This is a genomic window from Bradyrhizobium genomosp. I (2014) (genome assembly GCF_000261685.1).
Classification (GTDB): Bacteria; Pseudomonadota; Alphaproteobacteria; order Rhizobiales; family Xanthobacteraceae; genus Bradyrhizobium.
This window is the reverse complement of the sequence record NZ_AJQE01000103.1, coordinates 1-16014: the sequence shown is the minus strand read 5'-3', so window position 1 is coordinate 16014 and position 16014 is coordinate 1. Positions and strand designations below refer to the sequence as shown.

General features: G+C 65.2%; 15 protein-coding genes. 4 read left to right on the top strand and 11 right to left on the bottom strand.

The features are described 5' to 3' along the window. Positions 1-112 precede the first annotated feature (112 nt). On the bottom strand, positions 113-2179 hold the full coding sequence (locus IC50_RS10020) for a prolyl oligopeptidase family serine peptidase (protein WP_035703590.1): 2067 nt from the start codon (positions 2177-2179) through the stop codon (positions 113-115). Between the two features lie 207 nt (positions 2180-2386). Here IC50_RS10020 and IC50_RS10015 point away from each other — a divergent pair, with 207 nt between their 5' ends. Then, positions 2387-3634 carry an MFS transporter gene (locus IC50_RS10015; RefSeq protein WP_035703588.1) on the top strand — a complete coding sequence of 416 codons (1248 nt, stop codon included), beginning with the start codon at positions 2387-2389 and terminating at the stop codon, positions 3632-3634. 241 nt (positions 3635-3875) lie between these two features. Then, complete coding sequence (locus IC50_RS10010) at positions 3876-5114, top strand: MFS transporter (protein WP_035703554.1); 1239 nt, start codon at positions 3876-3878, stop codon at positions 5112-5114. 130 nt (positions 5115-5244) lie between these two features. Here IC50_RS10010 and IC50_RS10005 read toward each other — a convergent pair whose 3' ends face one another. Continuing rightward, positions 5245-5736: a VOC family protein gene (locus tag IC50_RS10005; RefSeq protein ID WP_035703552.1), complete on the bottom strand. Its 492-nt coding sequence runs from the start codon at positions 5734-5736 to the stop codon at positions 5245-5247. Between the two features lie 190 nt (positions 5737-5926). Further along, complete coding sequence (locus IC50_RS10000; RefSeq protein WP_035703550.1) at positions 5927-6472, bottom strand: carboxymuconolactone decarboxylase family protein; 546 nt, start codon at positions 6470-6472, stop codon at positions 5927-5929. 137 nt (positions 6473-6609) lie between these two features. Between IC50_RS10000 and IC50_RS09995 the strand changes: the two genes are divergently transcribed. Then, entirely contained in the window at positions 6610-7824 is a 1215-nt protein-coding gene (locus tag IC50_RS09995; protein ID WP_035703547.1) for an acyl-CoA dehydrogenase family protein, read from the top strand. A 131-nt stretch (positions 7825-7955) separates the two neighbouring features. Beyond that, entirely contained in the window at positions 7956-9095 is a 1140-nt protein-coding gene (locus tag IC50_RS09990; protein ID WP_035703545.1) for an acyl-CoA dehydrogenase family protein, read from the top strand. 241 nt (positions 9096-9336) lie between these two features. On the opposite strand, the gene IC50_RS09985 is transcribed toward IC50_RS09990, so the two are convergent. The 8 genes from IC50_RS09985 to IC50_RS39000 all read right to left on the bottom strand — a co-directional run. Continuing rightward, positions 9337-10374 carry an amino acid ABC transporter substrate-binding protein gene (locus IC50_RS09985; RefSeq protein WP_035703586.1) on the bottom strand — a complete coding sequence of 346 codons (1038 nt, stop codon included), beginning with the start codon at positions 10372-10374 and terminating at the stop codon, positions 9337-9339. Between the two features lie 87 nt (positions 10375-10461). Next, entirely contained in the window at positions 10462-11055 is a 594-nt protein-coding gene (locus IC50_RS09980) for a L,D-transpeptidase (RefSeq protein WP_035703543.1), read from the bottom strand. Between the two features lie 299 nt (positions 11056-11354). After that, positions 11355-12329 (bottom strand): hypothetical protein, encoded by a 975-nt coding sequence (locus tag IC50_RS09975; RefSeq protein ID WP_035703541.1) that lies wholly within the window; start codon positions 12327-12329, stop codon positions 11355-11357. 103 nt (positions 12330-12432) lie between these two features. After that, positions 12433-12993, bottom strand: coding sequence for a thioredoxin family protein (locus IC50_RS09970; protein WP_035703539.1), 561 nt, complete (start codon positions 12991-12993; stop codon positions 12433-12435). Between the two features lie 31 nt (positions 12994-13024). Continuing rightward, positions 13025-13723: a cytochrome c biogenesis CcdA family protein gene (locus IC50_RS09965; RefSeq protein WP_035703536.1), complete on the bottom strand. Its 699-nt coding sequence runs from the start codon at positions 13721-13723 to the stop codon at positions 13025-13027. A gap of 367 nt (positions 13724-14090) precedes the next feature. After that, entirely contained in the window at positions 14091-14702 is a 612-nt protein-coding gene (locus tag IC50_RS09960) for a sigma-70 family RNA polymerase sigma factor (RefSeq protein WP_027574699.1), read from the bottom strand. Positions 14703-15123: 421 nt separating this feature from the next. After that, positions 15124-15861 (bottom strand): response regulator, encoded by a 738-nt coding sequence (locus tag IC50_RS09955; RefSeq protein WP_035703534.1) that lies wholly within the window; start codon positions 15859-15861, stop codon positions 15124-15126. 10 nt (positions 15862-15871) lie between these two features. Further along, a partial coding sequence (locus IC50_RS39000) for an ATP-binding protein (protein WP_157460938.1) occupies positions 15872-16014 on the bottom strand: 143 nt, incomplete at its 5' end.

Genomic DNA, 16014 nt, shown 5'->3' with positions numbered 1-16014 from the left:
TCGTCATGCCCGGGCTTGTCCCGGGCATCCACGTTCTTTGTGCCGGAGGGCAAGGCGTGGATGGCCGGGTCAGGCCCGGCCATGACGATGTGGAGACGTCAGCGCACCCACGCTAACCTTCATCCCTCCACCCGATCTTCTCCTTCAGAAACCTGAAGCCGAGCACCTCGAAGCCGGCGCGCTCCTTGTTGTCCTTGCCGTAGCCATGGCCGCCGGCGGCCGGTTCGTAGAACCAGGCTTCAAAGCCCATCGCCTGGAGTTTCGCGGCCATCTTGCGGGCATGGCCTGGATGGACGCGGTCGTCACGCCGCGTGGTGGCGATCAGGATCGGCGGATAGGCCTGGCCGGCCTTCACGTTGTGATAGGCCGAGTAGGTCTTCAGCCACTCCCATTCCTCCGGCTTGTCGGGGTCGCCATATTCCGCGATCCAGCTCGCGCCCGCGAGCAGCCTGGTGTAGCGGCGCATGTCGATCAGCGGGATGGTGCAGAACAGAGCGCCGAAGCGCTCGGGGTAGCGCACCAGCATGTTGGTGATGAGGATGCCGCCGTTCGATCCGCCCTGCGCCGCGATGCGTTTCGGCCGCGTCACGCCGCGGCGGACGAGATCGGCCGCCACTGCGGCGAAATCGTCGTGCGAGAGCTTCTTGCCGGCGAGCCGCCCGGCATCGTGCCAGCGCGTGCCGAATTCGCCGCCGCCGCGCAAGTTCGCCTGTACAGTCGTGCCGCCGCGCTCCAGCCACAGCTTGCCGAGCGAGGCGTTGTAATACGGCTTCACCGAGACTCCGAAGCCGCCATAGGCGCTCATATAAACCGGCGCATCGCCGGTCTCTCCGGCCGGCCCGGTCTGCACATAGGGAATGCGCTCGCCGTCGACCGAGATCGCTTCGTGCTGGGTCACCACGAGGCCGTCGGCCGTGAACGTCCTTGGCGCCTGCTTCAATAGGGCCGGGCTGGCCACGCCGCGTTCGATCAGCAGCAGCGACGGCGGTGTGAGCGGATCCTGCACATTGGCGAGCAGGTCGCCGTTGCTCTCCGATGCATGCCGATCGAGCGGCCAGACGTCGACGACGCCGATCTGCGGCAGGCCGGGAAGCATGTCACGGCTCCAGCCCGTAGCGGATGGCGTGCAGATCTCGAACCTCGGCTTCAGTTCGTCGAGGATCGACAGCACCAGCTTGCCGGCGGTCCAGAACAACCCTTGCAGCGCGCGCCGCGGTGCGGGCTCGAACAGGATTGCAAAATCGCGGCTGCCGTTCAGGAAAGCCGAAAGCGAGATGCCGAGCACGGTATCGGTGACGTAGGTCCGGCCCTGGACCGTCCAGTCCTTGCGCAGCTTCATCGCGAACCAGTCGCGATGCGCCTGCATCCAGACCCCGGTCGGCAGATCGAGCTTCGTCGTGCGACCGGCCGCATCGCGCAGCCAGATCGCATGATTGAAGAAGTCGATCTGGTCGACGATCCACGCCCGCGGCGTCGCACCGGTGTCGTCGGCGCTGCCATGGATCATCATATGATCGGTCGCGGTCTCGATGATCATTTGTGCCTGATCGACAGGCTGGCCGCGTCGCCACAGCCGAACTGTCCGCGCATATCCCGAGCTCGTCGCCATGCCCTCGCCATGGGCGCTCGACAGCAGCAGCGTGTCGGCATCGAGCCAGTCGACGCCGCCTTTTGCTTCCGGCAGCGTGAAGCCGTCCGCTACGAAGCTCTTCGTTCCGAGGTCGAACTCGCGAAGAGTGACGGCGTCGCTGCCGCCGCGCGACAGGCTCAGGATTGCTCGCGAGCTTCCCGGCATCGTGGCGATACCGCTGAGCAGCCAGTCCTCGCCTTCGCTTGCTGCGAGCTGGTCGATATCCAGCATGGTCTCCCATGCCGGATCGGCTTTGCGAAATTCCGCCAGCGTCGTCCGCCGCCACAGGCCGCGCGGGTTGCCGGCGTCCTTCCAGAGGTTGTGGAGATCGTTGCCGCGACGTCCCACATAGGGAATGTTGTCGGGCCGGTCGTAGATCGCCGCGAGGATGTCGCGGTCGCGCGCGAAAGCCGCTCCGCCAAATGCTGCGAGCGTCAGGCTGTTCTGCCGCTCCACGAAATCGAGCGCCTGCTTGCCCTCGATCTCTTCCAGCCACAGCCAGGGGTCGTCGTCGGGAGCGCTGAGGGTAGGCCTGTCGTCGACGGACATGAACGAAACTCCGGAAAATCGCGGCGGATAGGATTTGATCGAGCGCAAGCCGTCAAGGGCGCGGCCCGTTATCATTCGCGCGATTGCGTCAGAGGCATGGCCTGCGCCCGATTGCGCCGGTTGCCCACCTTCCCCCGCCCCTCCATAGTGCCGGGAATCAACAGAGCCCTCGTGAGCCCTTGAAAGTCCCTTGGGGCGGAAATGCCGATGCTGGACGTAACTGCAGTCAATGAGATCGCCGACGACGCCCGCGTGCGTGCCAATGTGGTGCGCCTTGCCGCCGCGCAGGCGCTGACGGGCGCCAACTCGGCGGTGATCTTCGCCACCGGCGCGATCGTCGGCGCCACGCTCGCACCCGACATGTCGTTCGCGACCGTGCCGATCTCGATGTATGTGGTGGGGCTCGCTGCGGGCACGCTGCCGACCGGCGCGATCTCGCGCCGCTTCGGCCGCCGCGCAGCCTTCGTCATCGGCACGGGCCTCGGCACGCTCACCGGCCTGCTCGGCTCGTTCGCCATCCTGCACGGCTCGTTCGCACTGTTCTGTGTCGCGACCTTCCTCGGCGGCCTCTACGGCGCCGTGGCGCAGTCCTATCGCTTTGCCGCCGCCGACGGCGCCAGCGCGGCCTACCGCCCGAAGGCGGTGTCCTGGGTGATGGCGGGCGGCGTGTTCGCCGGCGTGCTCGGTCCGCAGCTCGTGCAATGGACCATGGACGTCTGGCAGCCCTATCTGTTCGCCTTCAGCTTCCTGGTGCAGGCCGCCGTCGCGCTGGTCGCGATGGGCATCGTCGCCGGCGTCGATATGCCGAAGCCCGCGCCGGCCGATCTGCACGGCGGCCGGCCGTTGCTCACGATCGTGACTCAGCCGCGCTTCATCGCGGCGGCGCTGTGCGGCGTGATCTCCTATCCCATGATGAATCTGGTGATGACCTCGGCGCCGCTCGCCATGAAGATGTGCGGCCTGTCCGTGTCCGATTCCAATTTCGGCCTGCAATGGCACATCGTCGCGATGTACGGACCGAGCTTCTTCACGGGCACGCTGATCGCCCGTTTCGGCGCCCCGAAGGTCGTGGCCGCCGGCTTGCTGCTGGAGGCCGGCGCCGCCGGAATCGGCCTTTCCGGACTCACCGCAATGCATTTCTGGACCACCCTGATCGTACTCGGGGTGGGCTGGAATTTCTCCTTCATCGGCGCCTCTGCGCTGGTGCTGGAGACGCACCGCCCGCAGGAGCGCAACAAGGTGCAGGCGTTCAACGACTTCCTGGTGTTCGGCATGATGGCAATCGGCTCGTTCTCCTCGGGCCAGTTGCTCGCCAGCTACGGCTGGTCTGCGGTGAACCTCGTGGTGTTCCCGCCGGTGGTGCTGGGCCTTGTCGTGCTCTCGCTGGTCTCCTGGGCTCGTCGCCGCAAGGCGCGGCTGGATGCGGCCATGGGCGAGTTTCCGGATGCGGTCTGATGGCAGGAGGCTGTCAGCAGCGTTGATGCTTCGATCGCCGTCGAAGTGATTTTCGGGAGCCGCATTGTTACATGATGCTCGTCATGAACAAGCGTATCAGGCCATCAACGCCCTTCGATTTCTGCCGTCATTCCGGGGCACCCGAAGGGTGAGCTATGGTGCGCAGTTGCGCACCTGAGAATCTCGAGATTCCGGGTTCGATGCTTCGCATCGCCCCGGAATGACGGTAAGGAGCAAAGAAATGCTCGACAATCCCCGCCATACCGCCGCAATCGACGAATCCTCCCTCCGCTACGAAGGCTGGCGCATCGTCGCGGTTTGCTTCCTGCTCGCGACCTTCGGCTGGGGCCTCGGCTTCTACGGCCAGAGCGTCTATGTCGCCGAGCTCCAGCGGGCGCGGGGCTGGCCCACCACGCTGATCTCCGCAGGGACGACGTTCTTCTACCTGTTCGGCGCGCTGCTGGTCGTCTTCGTCGGCGAAGCCGTGCGGAAATACGGACCGCGCCTCTGCCTGATCGCCGGCACGCTGGCGATGGCGGCAGCTAGCGTTGCGATCGGCGCGGTGCGCGAGCCCTGGCAGCTTTATCTCGCCGATGCCGTGCTCGCCTTCGGCTGGGCCGGCACCAGTCTCGCCATGATCACCAACACGATCAGCCTGTGGTTCGACCACAAGCGCGGCATGGCGATCAGCCTGGCGCTGAACGGCGCGAGCTTCGGCGGCATCGTCGGCGTGCCGCTGCTGGTGACGCTGATCGGCCATGTCGGCTTCGCCAGCGCGATGTATGCCGCTGCCGGCGCCATGCTGGTGCTGCTGGTGCCGGTCATCCTCGTTCTCGTCGGCCGCCCGCCCGATCGGCATGGCTGGCACGCGACGGCGAGGGCAAAACCGCAATCGTCGACGCAGATCCGCGCATGGGCGCTGCGTGACGTCGGCTTCCTCACGGTGACCATTGCTTTTGCTCTGGTGCTGTTCGCCCAGGTCGGCTTCATCGTGCACCTGATCTCGTTCCTCGACCCCGTGATCGGCCGTGAGCGCGCGGCGGTCGCCGTCGCGGTGCTGACCGCGATGGCGGTGGTCGGCCGCGTGCTGTTCTCGCTGGTGATCGACCGCCTCAACCAGCGGCTGGCGTCCGCGCTGTCTTTCCTGAGTCAGGCGGCGGCGCTGTGCGTCGTCATCAATCTGCACAATGATTGCGTGCTGATCGCCGCCTGCGCATTGTTCGGCTTCTCGGTTGGCAATCTTATCACGCTGCCGTCGCTGATCGTGCAGCAGGAGTTCGATTCGGCCGCGTTCGGCGTGCTGATCAGCCTCAACACCGCGATCAACCAGGTGACCTATGCGTTCGGCCCCGGCGTGGTCGGGGCCTTGCGCGATTGGTCCGGCGGCTACGCGCTGCCGTTCTATCTCTGCATCGCGCTGGAGGTGGCGGCCGCGGCGTTGATCATGGTGCGCGGTGCGAGCCACGGGAAAATTTCGTAGGGTCGCGACGGCGCTTCAACATACTCCGTCATTGCGAGGAGCTCTTGCGACGAAGCAATCCCGACTGGCTCCGCGGAAAGATTCTGGATTGCTGCGCTTCGCTCGCAATGACGTGGAGAGACAGCAAGGCTTATGCCTCCCGCTGCCGCAGCAGCGCCTCCACATCCAGCCGCTTGGTGAACATCGCGAGCTTCCCGTCCGGCGCGAACGGCCATTGCTCCCGCGGCTTGTCCCAGTACAGCTCCACGCCGTTCTGATCCGGATCGCGCAGATACAGCGCCTCGCTGACGCCGTGGTCGCTGGCGCCGTCCAGCGCAATGCCTGCCGCGAGCACCCGGTGCAGCGCATCCGCCAGCGCGGGGCGCGTCGGATACAGGATCGCGGTGTGGAACAGCCCGGTCGCATCCGGCGGCGGCGGCGAGCCGCCCTTGCTCTCCCAGGTGTTGAGCCCGATATGGTGATGATAGCCGCCGGCCGAGATGAAGGCCGCGCCGGAGCCCATCCGCTGCATCAGCTCGAAGCCGAGCACGCCGCAATAGAAGCCGAGCGCGCGATCGAGATCGGCGACCTTGAGATGAACGTGGCCGATCCGGGTGCCGGCATGAACGGGGTTTTGCGACATGTGAATGCTCCAGCGAAAACACGCACATAAGGCGGGCTCCGGGAGGGCGCTACGGCCGATCCCGAAACCCAGCGTTTCCGGATCGGAAACTAAAGCATGATCCGGAAAAGTGCGCAGCGGTTTTCCGAAAAGATCATGCTTAAACAACAACCTAAAGCGCGATGACGATTCATCCTAACCGCATCGCGCTTTAGGCCAGCTCCGACACCTCGCCCTCGGGCAGGCCGAACTCGAACGTGTTCAGCGTCATCGACACCAGCGTGTAATAGCCGCACAGCCCGATCACCTCGACCACGCCGCGCTCGCTGAGCAGCTTCACCGCCTCGTCGTAGAGGCCCTTCTCGACGCCGTGGCCTTCATGCAGCGACTTCGCGACGTCGTAGATCATCTTCCCCCTGGGATCGTCGAACTCAGGCGTGCGGCGGTCGCGGATCGCCTCGATTACTGTTGGATCCATGCCGCCCTGGAGCGCGAGGCGCTTATGCGCATACCATTCGTAGTGCGCGGTCCAGTGCCGCGCCGTCACCAGGATCGCGATCTCCGAGAGCTTTGCCGGGAAGATCGTGTCGAAGCGCAGCACCTCGCCGAGGCGCGTGGCGTGGCGCGCCATCTCCGGACTGTTGAGCCAGGCCATCATCGGCGCCGGCGGCTTGCCGCGCTTGCCGGCAATCGACTCGTCATAGGTCTGCCGCTGGCTCTCGTTCATTTCGCCAGGCGAAAGAAGTTTCAGGCGCATTCTCGTTTCCTCTTTGTTTTCAAGCACCGTCGTGGCCGCGACTATAGCCGAATGCGGCTGCGGAAGTGGTTGAATTCCACGGGGCGATGGCTCAGAGTCGCGCCCAACACGTCGATCTTGATTGATGGAAACGACCCATGACTGACTCCATGACCGGCGATTCCGAACCGGCCGAGCTCGAAACATTCCGCAACGAGACGCGCGCCTGGCTGGAGGCCAACTGCCCGCCGGAGATGCGCAAGCCCGCAACGTCGGATGCCGACGTGTTCTGGGGCGGGCGCAACGCGAAATTCTCCTCCGAGCCGCAGCGCATCTGGTTCGAGCGCATGCGCGACAAGGGCTGGACCGTGCCGGACTGGCCGAAGGAATTCGGCGGCGGAGGCCTCAGCGCGGCCGAACACAAGGTGCTCCACGCCGAGATGGCGAAGATGGGTGCCCGTCCGCCGCTGTCGAGCTTCGGCATCTGGATGCTCGGACCGGCGCTTTTGAAATACGGCAACGACGCGCAGAAGAAGGAGCATCTGCCGAAGATCGCGGCGGGCGAGATCCGCTGGTGCCAGGGCTATTCCGAGCCGAACGCCGGCTCCGATCTCGCCTCGCTCCAGACCCGCGCCGAGAGCGACGGCGACGACTTCGTCATCACGGGCTCGAAGATCTGGACCTCCTACGCCAATTACGCCGACTGGATCTTCTGCCTTGTGCGCACCGATCCCGCCGCGAAGAAGCATGACGGCATCAGCTTCATCCTGTTCGACATGACCTCCAAGGGCGTCTCGACCAAGCCGATCCTGTTGATCTCCGGCTATTCGCCGTTCTGCGAGACCTTCTTCGACAATGTCCGGGTGCCGAAGTCGCATGTGGTCGGTACGGTCAACCGCGGCTGGGACGTCGCAAAGTATCTGCTCCAGCACGAGCGCGCGATGATCTCGGGCATGGGCGAGCGCGGCGTCGGCCGTCCGCTCGGCCAGATCGCGGCTGACTCCGTCGGCACCGATGGGCAAGGCAAGCTCGAAGATGCGATGCTGCGCAGCCAGATCGCGCGCTTCGACGTCGATGAAGCCGCGCTCGCGGCCTGTGCCGAGCGCGCGGTCGATCTCGCCAAGGCCGGGCAGGCGCATCCGGCCTTCTCCTCCGCAATGAAATACTACGGCACCGAGCTCAACAAGCGCCGCTACGAGATCCTGATGTCGGCCGGCGGCGTCGATGCGCTGGAATGGGAGAGCGAGCGCTCCAGGCAGGGCGCCCGTCCGCGCGCCTGGCTGCGCACCAAGGCCAACTCGATCGAGGGCGGCACGTCCGAGGTCATGCTCGGCATCGTCGCCAAGCGCATCCTGGATTTGCCGGGGGCGTAGGACCATCCGTCGTTCCGGGGCGGTCCGCAGGACCGAACCCGGAACCTCGAGATTCCGGGTTCGCGTCTTCGACGCGCCCCGGAATGACAGCAACAATCGTGCATTCCGCCAGACGTTAGAGACTTTACACCATGGCCCTCGTCCTCACCGAAGAACAATCGATGCTCCGCGACTCTGCGCGTGGGCTGATCAGCGACAAGGCGCCGGTGTCGCACCTGCGTCACTTGCGCGACTCCAAGGATCCCACCGGCTTCTCCAAGGAGTTGTGGCATTCCTTCGCCGAGATGGGCTTTGCCGGCCTCCTGGTGCCGGAAGAATTCGGCGGCAGCGGGCTCGGCTTCATGGAAGCCGGCGTCGTCATGGAGGAGATCGGCCGCACCTTGATGCCGTCGCCCTTCCTCGCCACCTCAGTGGTCGCGGCCTCCGCGCTGAACCGCGGCGGCAATGCCGCGCAGAAATCGGAATATCTGCCAAAGATCGCGAGCGGCTCGCTGCTCGCAACGCTCGCGATTGACGAGGGCGCCAAGCATCGTCCGCTCCAGACCGGTCTTCAGGCCGTGCGTGCCGGCAATGGCTTCAAGCTCTCCGGCGCCAAGGCGCTGGTGGTCGACGGTCACGTCGTCGATCTCCTGATCGTGGCGGCCCGCACCGCCGGCTCCGCCGGCGAACGCGACGGAATGACGCTGTTTCTGGTGAACCCCAAGGCCAAGGGCGTCGCGATCGAGCGCACCATCATGGTCGACGCGCACAATGCGGCGCGGATCGAGTTCGCCGACGTCGAGGTCAATGCCGACAGCGTGCTCGGCGAGGTCGATCAGGCGGCCGGCCTGCTCGATGGCGTGCTCGATATCGGCCGCGGCGCGGTCGCGGCCGAAATGGTGGGCCTCAGCGACGAGGTCTTCGGCCGCACGGTCGAGTACCTCAAGAGCAGAAAGCAGTTCGGCAAGCTGATCGGCGAATTCCAGGCGCTGCAGCACCGTGCCGCCGAGCTCTATGTCGACATCGAGATCACCCGCGCCGCCACCATGAAGGCGCTGCAGGCGCTGGATGCCGACCTCGCCAAGGCCGCGTCAGCCGTCGCGGTCGCCAAGGCCCGCGCCGGCACCACCGCCACGCGCGCGGTGCAGGAGGGCGTGCAGATGCATGGCGGCATGGGCATGACCGACCAGTTCGACATCGGCTTCTTCATGAAGCGCGCACGTGTGTGCGAGGAGCTGTTCGGCGACGCCAATTACCACACCGAGCAGCTGGCGCGCGCGCGGGGATATTGAGGCTCTACTCGTGCAACACGGCACCCTGCGCTCCCTCCCCTTTGCGGGGGAGGGCGGGGGAGAGGGGTAGCTCAGGAAAAGGTCTGTCCGTTGCGAGAGAATCGCGCGCCTCACGTGGAGTGCGAACGATAGAGCGTGCCGTGTGGCACCCCTCTCCCCAACCCTCCCCCGCAAGGGGGGAGGGAACGCAGCGTACGCTTGGCAACACCGTCAACGCAATGACGGCGGAACGATCCGCCGCCTACCGCATCGGCGGCGCGTACTGCACGCCGCCGGCGTTCCACAGCTGGTTCATGCCGCGCGGAATCTTCAGCTTCGACTTCTCGCCGATGTTGCGGTCATACATCTCGCCGTAATTGCCGACGTGGCGGATGATGCGCGCGGCCCAGTCCTTGGTGAGGCCGAGCTGCTCGCCGTAATTGCCTTCGGTGCCGACCAGGCGCATCACTTCCGGCTTCTTCGACTTCAGCGCCTCGTCGATGTTCTCCGAGGTGACGCCGAGCTCCTCGGCGTTGATCATGGCGTAGAGCGTCCACTTCACGATCATCATCCAGTCGTCGTCGCGCTGGCGCACGACGGGGGCGAGCGGCTCCTTGGAGATCATGTCCGGCAGGATCATGTTGTCGCCGGGCTTCGACAGATTCAGACGCAGTGCATAGAGCTGCGAGACGTCGGCGGAGAGCGTGTCGCACTTGCCGGTGTCGTAGGCCTTCACGACGTCATCCAGCTTGTCGAACTTCATCTCGTCGTACTTCATGTTGTTGACACGGAAGTAATCGGCGACGTTGAGCGCCGTCGTGGTCCCGGACTGAACGCAGACCTTGCTGCCGGTCAGGTCCAGCGAAGTCTCCTTGTTGCGCGAGCGCGGCAGCATGAAGCCTGCGCCGTCGTAATAGGCGACCGCCGGGAAATAGAGGTCGTAGTCGAGTTCGCGCTTCATGCTCCAGGTCGAGTTGCGCGAGAGGATGTCGACCTTCCGGCTCTGCAATTCCTTGAAGCGCTCGCTGGCGTCGAGCGGGACGAATTTCGCCTTGCCCGGATCGTTGAAGATCGCAGCCGCCACCGCCCGGCAGAAATCCACGTCGAAGCCGCTCCAATTGCCCTTGTCGTCGGGGATCGAGAAGCCCGGCAGGCCCTTGTTGACGCCGCACAGCACCTCGCCGCGGCGCACGGTGCGCTTCAGGGTGCGGGTGTCGTAGAACTCGTAGATGGTGGCCAGAACGGCGACCAGCACGGCGACCGCGAGCCCGATCAGCAGGCCGCCACGAAAAGTGCGCATCATGTTGCTCTCTCGAAAAATCGGGAAAAGGAATTTGGAGGAGGGTGCAGAGCATGATCCGGAAAGATCATGCTCGAATCATAGCCTCTAGAGTTCGGGCTTCTGTCGGATGATCACCTTGGTGCCGACCGGGACGCGATCGTAGAGATCGGCGACGTCATTGTTGACGAGACGGAAGCAGCCCGAGGACACCTTGGTGCCGATCGTGTCGGGACGGTTGGTGCCGTGGATGCGGTAGACGGTGGTGCCAAGATACATCGCGCGGGCGCCGAGCGGATTGCCGGGGCCGCCGGCCATGAAGCGCGGCAGATAGGGCTGGCGCTGGATCATCTCCGCCGGCGGCGTCCAGTCCGGCCACTCCTTCTTGTTGGTGATGGTCACCAGCCCCTGCCACTGGAAACCGTCGCGGCCGACGCCGATGCCGTAGCGGATCGCGCGCCCGCCGGGCTGCACCAGATAGAGGTGCCGCTCGGCGGTCGAGACGATGATCGTGCCCGGCGGTTCGGTGGTGCGGTAGTAGACGACCTGCTTCTGCCATTCCGGATCGAGCTGGTAGCCGTCATCGGCAATCAGGCCCGGCTCGTCGCCGCGGTCAGGTTGCTGGGCGAAGGCCTGCGGCGCCGACAGGATCATGCCCATCGCAGCCATGAAAATCCCGGTCAGGCGACGAAAATCCGTCATTTCAAGCTCTCCCCGCTGCCGCAGCGCAAATCATTCGGAATCATCAAACCTGATGGGCAAGTTCATGGCAAGTTGATGGCGCGCCACCCTGGCATGTCACGAGAATGCTTTGGTTTTTTGACGGGCCCCGGGCAATGCCACAAACGGGGGATGGCGCGAAAAGCAGTGATCGTGGCGGCTGGGCTCGATGCGCTCCTCCCCCGCCTGCGGGCAAGGGAGCTCGCATAGGGCTTCTTGGCGGCGGCCGGAGCGCACGCCTCGTCCTTCGAGACGCCCGCCGGCCAGCTGCCAGGTCCCAGCTAAATCTTGTTGCTCTCCGCCGCGATCCTCAATCGCCGCGCGATTTCAGTCCCGACCGCGCGCGCCTCCAGCCTCGACCCGATGCGGGGGCTGCGAAACCGCCGCCCCGAGTGCAACCGGATCACGACGATGCAGTGCTCGTCCTCGGAGCGGCCGCGACGCTCGACCGTGATCGTCTTCACGTCGCGCCCCTCGATATGGTCGGCGCGCAGGCTGCCGTCGCCCCACAGGCGCTCGACGCGAATGTCGGTCGGCCGGATGATCCAGAACGCACCCGCCACGAGGTTGGCGTATCTGTGCACGGCGAATGCAGCGATCGCGCCGATGGGCAGCAGCAGGATGTCGACATGGCTGGGCGGCAGCCCGCGCCAGAGCTTGTAGGCATAGGGAACAGCGGACAGGGCGACGGCGATCAACCCAACGATCCGGATGTCTCGCGCGGGAAACGGCTCGAGGGGCTCGCCGAGCCGCATCTCGGGATTGCTGGCGTCGAGCGGATTGCTAGGTGCCTCGACGTCGGGAACGCCGAACTGCGTGGCGATCCGGGCCACCGTGTCACGGACATGGGTGACGTCGGAAATCGGCGGGGATGTCAGGCGCTCCCCGGAGGCCAGCGTGAAGGCCAGCTGGAAGCGGGCTTTCACCCTCCTGCTGCCGGGGACCTGCAATCCGCTGATGTTGTCTTTCGGGACGACCCGCGTGCGGAGCTTTCCGAACGGACGCTGTTGGCCGATCAGAATCTCGTTCGACGTGATGATCCACACCACCGCCGGCGTCATCATGATGCCGGCGACGAAGCCCGCGCCGACGAGCAGCGCGACCACGGAGATGATGATCTCCATGGTGTCGTGCGTGAACAGGCCGGGCGTGAAGCAGAGCGCAACGGCGGCCGCAAAGCCGGACATCACCAGCCGCTGCGCGATCGAGGAGCCTTCACGGAGGCGAATGTCGTTGCTGGTGGTCGTGTCGTCCATCGCGGGCGGCTGATTGCGTCGCCTGCGAAACTCCACGGACGGGTCCGTGGAGTCAAGCAACAAGGGCGACAACTGAAACCCGCCGCGCGATGGTCGTGTGGTCTCAGCTGTTCACGTTCAGCAGCCTGGCCACCGTGCGGTCGATTTCGTCGTAGCGGCCTTCGCCGGCGTGCTGGAACACGATCTTGCCGCTCTGGTCGATGATGTATTGCGCCGGCCAATACTGGTTGCGGTAGGCGTTCCAGGTCTTCGAATCATTGTCCTGCGCCACCGGATAGGTGATGCCGTGACGCTTCAGCGCGGCCTGCACGTTGGATGCCGAGCGCTCGAACGGGAATTCCGGCGTGTGCACGCCGACCACGACGAGGCCCTTGTCCTTGTATTTGGCGTAGAGGTCGGTGACGTGCGGCAGCGTGTTGACGCAGTTGACGCAGCCATAGGTCCAGAAGTCGACCAGCACGACCTTGCCGCGCAGATCGGCGATGCTGAGCGGCCTGGAGTTGAACCAGTTGTTGATGCCGGCGAAGTCGGGTGCGGCCTGCTGGTTCGCGGCGACTCGGACTGGTGCTGCGCGGGACACCTCGTCGCAGAGGCCGGGGATGACGGCACCGGTCACGGTGAAGCCGATCAGGGCGGCGGAAACGGCGAGCAGCTTGAGAGTCATGGAAGCGTCCTCCGGGTGAAGTTTTCGATGGTTACAGGCCGATCTGGCCGGTCGGGTAGAAGCCGGTGAGCCACGCCACGATCAGCGTGTCGTATTGGAAATAGGCCGCGACCGCGAAGGCGATCACGATGACGCCAAAGCCCTGCTGCAGCCGCGGCGAGATCCGCGCGAGGCTGCGCACCCGCGTGGTCGCGGCCTGCCCGCCATAGGCTATTCCCAGCATCGGGATCGCCGCGCCGATCGCGTAGGCGACCAGCAGCGTGCCGGCCCAGCCGAGATTCTTCGAGGTCGCAACCAGCGTCAGGATCGAGCCGAGCACGGGCCCTGCGCAGGGCGTCCACACGAGGCCCAGCGTGGTGCCGAGCACGAGCCCGCCGAGTGCGCCCTCGCGCTGCGCGGCGCCGGCGCTGCCGAGGTCGAGCCAGCCGTTGAGCCGGATCGACAGCCATTCGAACGGCGCCGGCCACAGCATCAACAGCCCGAAGCCGAGCAGCAGGATGGATGCGGCTTCGCGCAGCACGTTCGGGTCGAAATCGAACAGCCGCGTGAGCGCGCCGAGCAGCAGCGCGACTGCGGAGAACGAGACGACGAAGCCGAGTGCGATCATCGCGGGACGCAAATGCCCCGCGCGCCCGATCGAGGCGCCGAGCAGGATCGGCAGCATCGGCAGCGTGCAGGGCGCGGCGATGGTGAGGATGCCCGCGAGGACGGCGAAGATCAGGTCGAGCATGGCGCACTCGTGGATGGAGTCACGAGGGCGGTTCGGAATGGATCGGGCGGTCGTTACGGGGCGTCACGCGTTCGTGACGGGCGATCTACGCGCCATGACGCCACTGCGCTTCCTCCCCGCAAACGGGAGAGGCGGGAGCCCGCGGCGGCCACCTCCACTCTCAAACACAAAACGACCCGGAGGGGGGGCATCCCGTCCGGGTCGTTGGAGGTCTTGGGAGGTTTAACGAAACCGTATGCGAACCTTGTAGGGGGGAAGTTTTTCCGCCTGATGTTGTCGTTTGTTTCAATTGTGTCGTCGGCGGTAACGCTTCCGTGGCCGGGGACAGGGCCTGAGCTGTGGTCTTATCCCATTGAATTTATTCGCCTTAAGCGGCGAAACGGTCGACGCCGGCGCCCTTAAGCAAATCGGCCAATTGCTTGCGGGCGTAGAACATCCGCGTCTTCACGGTGCTCTGGGGGATGCCGATGATCTGGCCGACCTCCTCCACCGATTTCTCGTGGTAGTAGACGAGGTTGATGATCTCCCGATGCGCCGGCGACAGCTTCTGCACGCAGGCGCGCAGGATCGCGCTGGTGTCGCTGCGGTCGAGCGAGGTCTCCGGCGTGTCGCAATCGTCCGGAATCTGGCGCACGTCTTCCTGGTCGATGTCCTCGAAGCGGCGCTGGCGCATCGCGGTCAGCGCCTTGAAGCGGGCGATCGAGAGCAGCCAGGTCGAAACCTGCGAGCGGCCCTGGAATTGCCCGGCGGTCCGCCACACGTCCAGGAACACCTGGCTGACCAGGTCTTCCGCCGTGGTGGCGTCGCGCACGATGCGCAGGATGAAGCGGTACACTCGCACATTGTGCCGGCAATAAAGGATGTGCATGGCCGTCCGGTTGCCGTCGGCAATGCTTTCGAGGAGCATGTCGTCCGAGGTCGCCTGAGCGGCAATGATGCTCTGGCTGGCTTGGGCGTTGATGGCGATGACATTCCGCATGGACTTGGCTCCCCGTAGCGCCGCAACCGAGCGGCGTTTCCTTAAGCCGAAGTGTTAATGAGCCAACGTTTCGGGACGTCTGCACGAAAAGCGGAAAATGGTTTCGTGCGCCGCCAAATTGTTTCGTCGCAACGGCCGCGACGAAACATTCGCGGCCAAAAGCCGTGGAATTTCAATGCGCGGAAAATACGGGGGTGGGCGTGGAGGACGGCGATGCGACGGAACGAACCCCGGCGATTTGCGTTCGGTCGCGCTAGAGCGTTTTCGAGCGAAGTGGGCACCGGTTCGCGTCAAGAAAACGCGTCAAAACAAGAGTCTAGAGCCCCGTTCCGATTCCATCGGAACGGAAAAGGCTCTAGACACAAGCTGTCGCCCGGGGCGCGAAGAGCGCCCCCGGGATGACGACGGTGTGTGAGGCTGGCTACGCCTTCTCGCCCGCCGGCGAGAACAGGTAGCCGCCGCCGCGGATGGTGCGGATCACGGCGGGCTTTGCCGGATCGGGCTCGATCTTGCGGCGGATGCGCATGATGCGGAGATCGACGGCGCGGTCGAAGGCTTCGGCGTCGCGCGCGTTGGCCAATTCCAACAGACGCTCGCGCGACAGCACGCGCTTCGGATTGGCCGCGAACACCTTGAGCAGCCCGAATTCGGAGGCGGTCAGCGGATGCTCGTTGCCCTCGTCGTCGCGCAGGGCCTGGGCTTCGAGATCGAGCCATTTGGTGCCGAAGCGCACCAGCTGGTCCTTGTCCGATTTCGCCGCCGCCGCGTCGGACATTGCTGCCTTGGCGGGCACGCTCCGCCGCAGCACCGAGCGGATGCGCGCCATCAGTTCGCGCAGCTCGCAGGGCTTGGCCACGTAATCGTCGGCGCCGAGCTCGAGCCCGACGACGCGGTCGATCGGGCTCGCGGTCGCCGTCAGCATGATGACCGGCACGTTGATGCGGCTCTTGAGGTCGCGAATGATCGAGAGCCCGTCTTCCTCGGGCATGTTGAGATCGAGCACGACGAGATCGGGCATGCTGCCCTGGATCGCGGCGCGGAGCGACTTTCCGCCGTCGCACAGCGTCACGGTGAAGCCGTGCATCTTGAGGTAATCGCCGACCATCTCGCGGGCCGGGGCCTCGTCATCGACGATCATGATGTGCTGGCTCTGGGTCATGGTCTTTGCATCACGGCATTTCAGTCGCGGGGAGGGTGATGGTGAAGGTCGATCCCTTGCCGGGGCCGTCGCTGGCGGCGGTTACCGCGCCGCCATGCATGTCGATGATACGCTTGACGATGGAGAGCCCAAGCCCCGTCGAGCTTTCGCCGG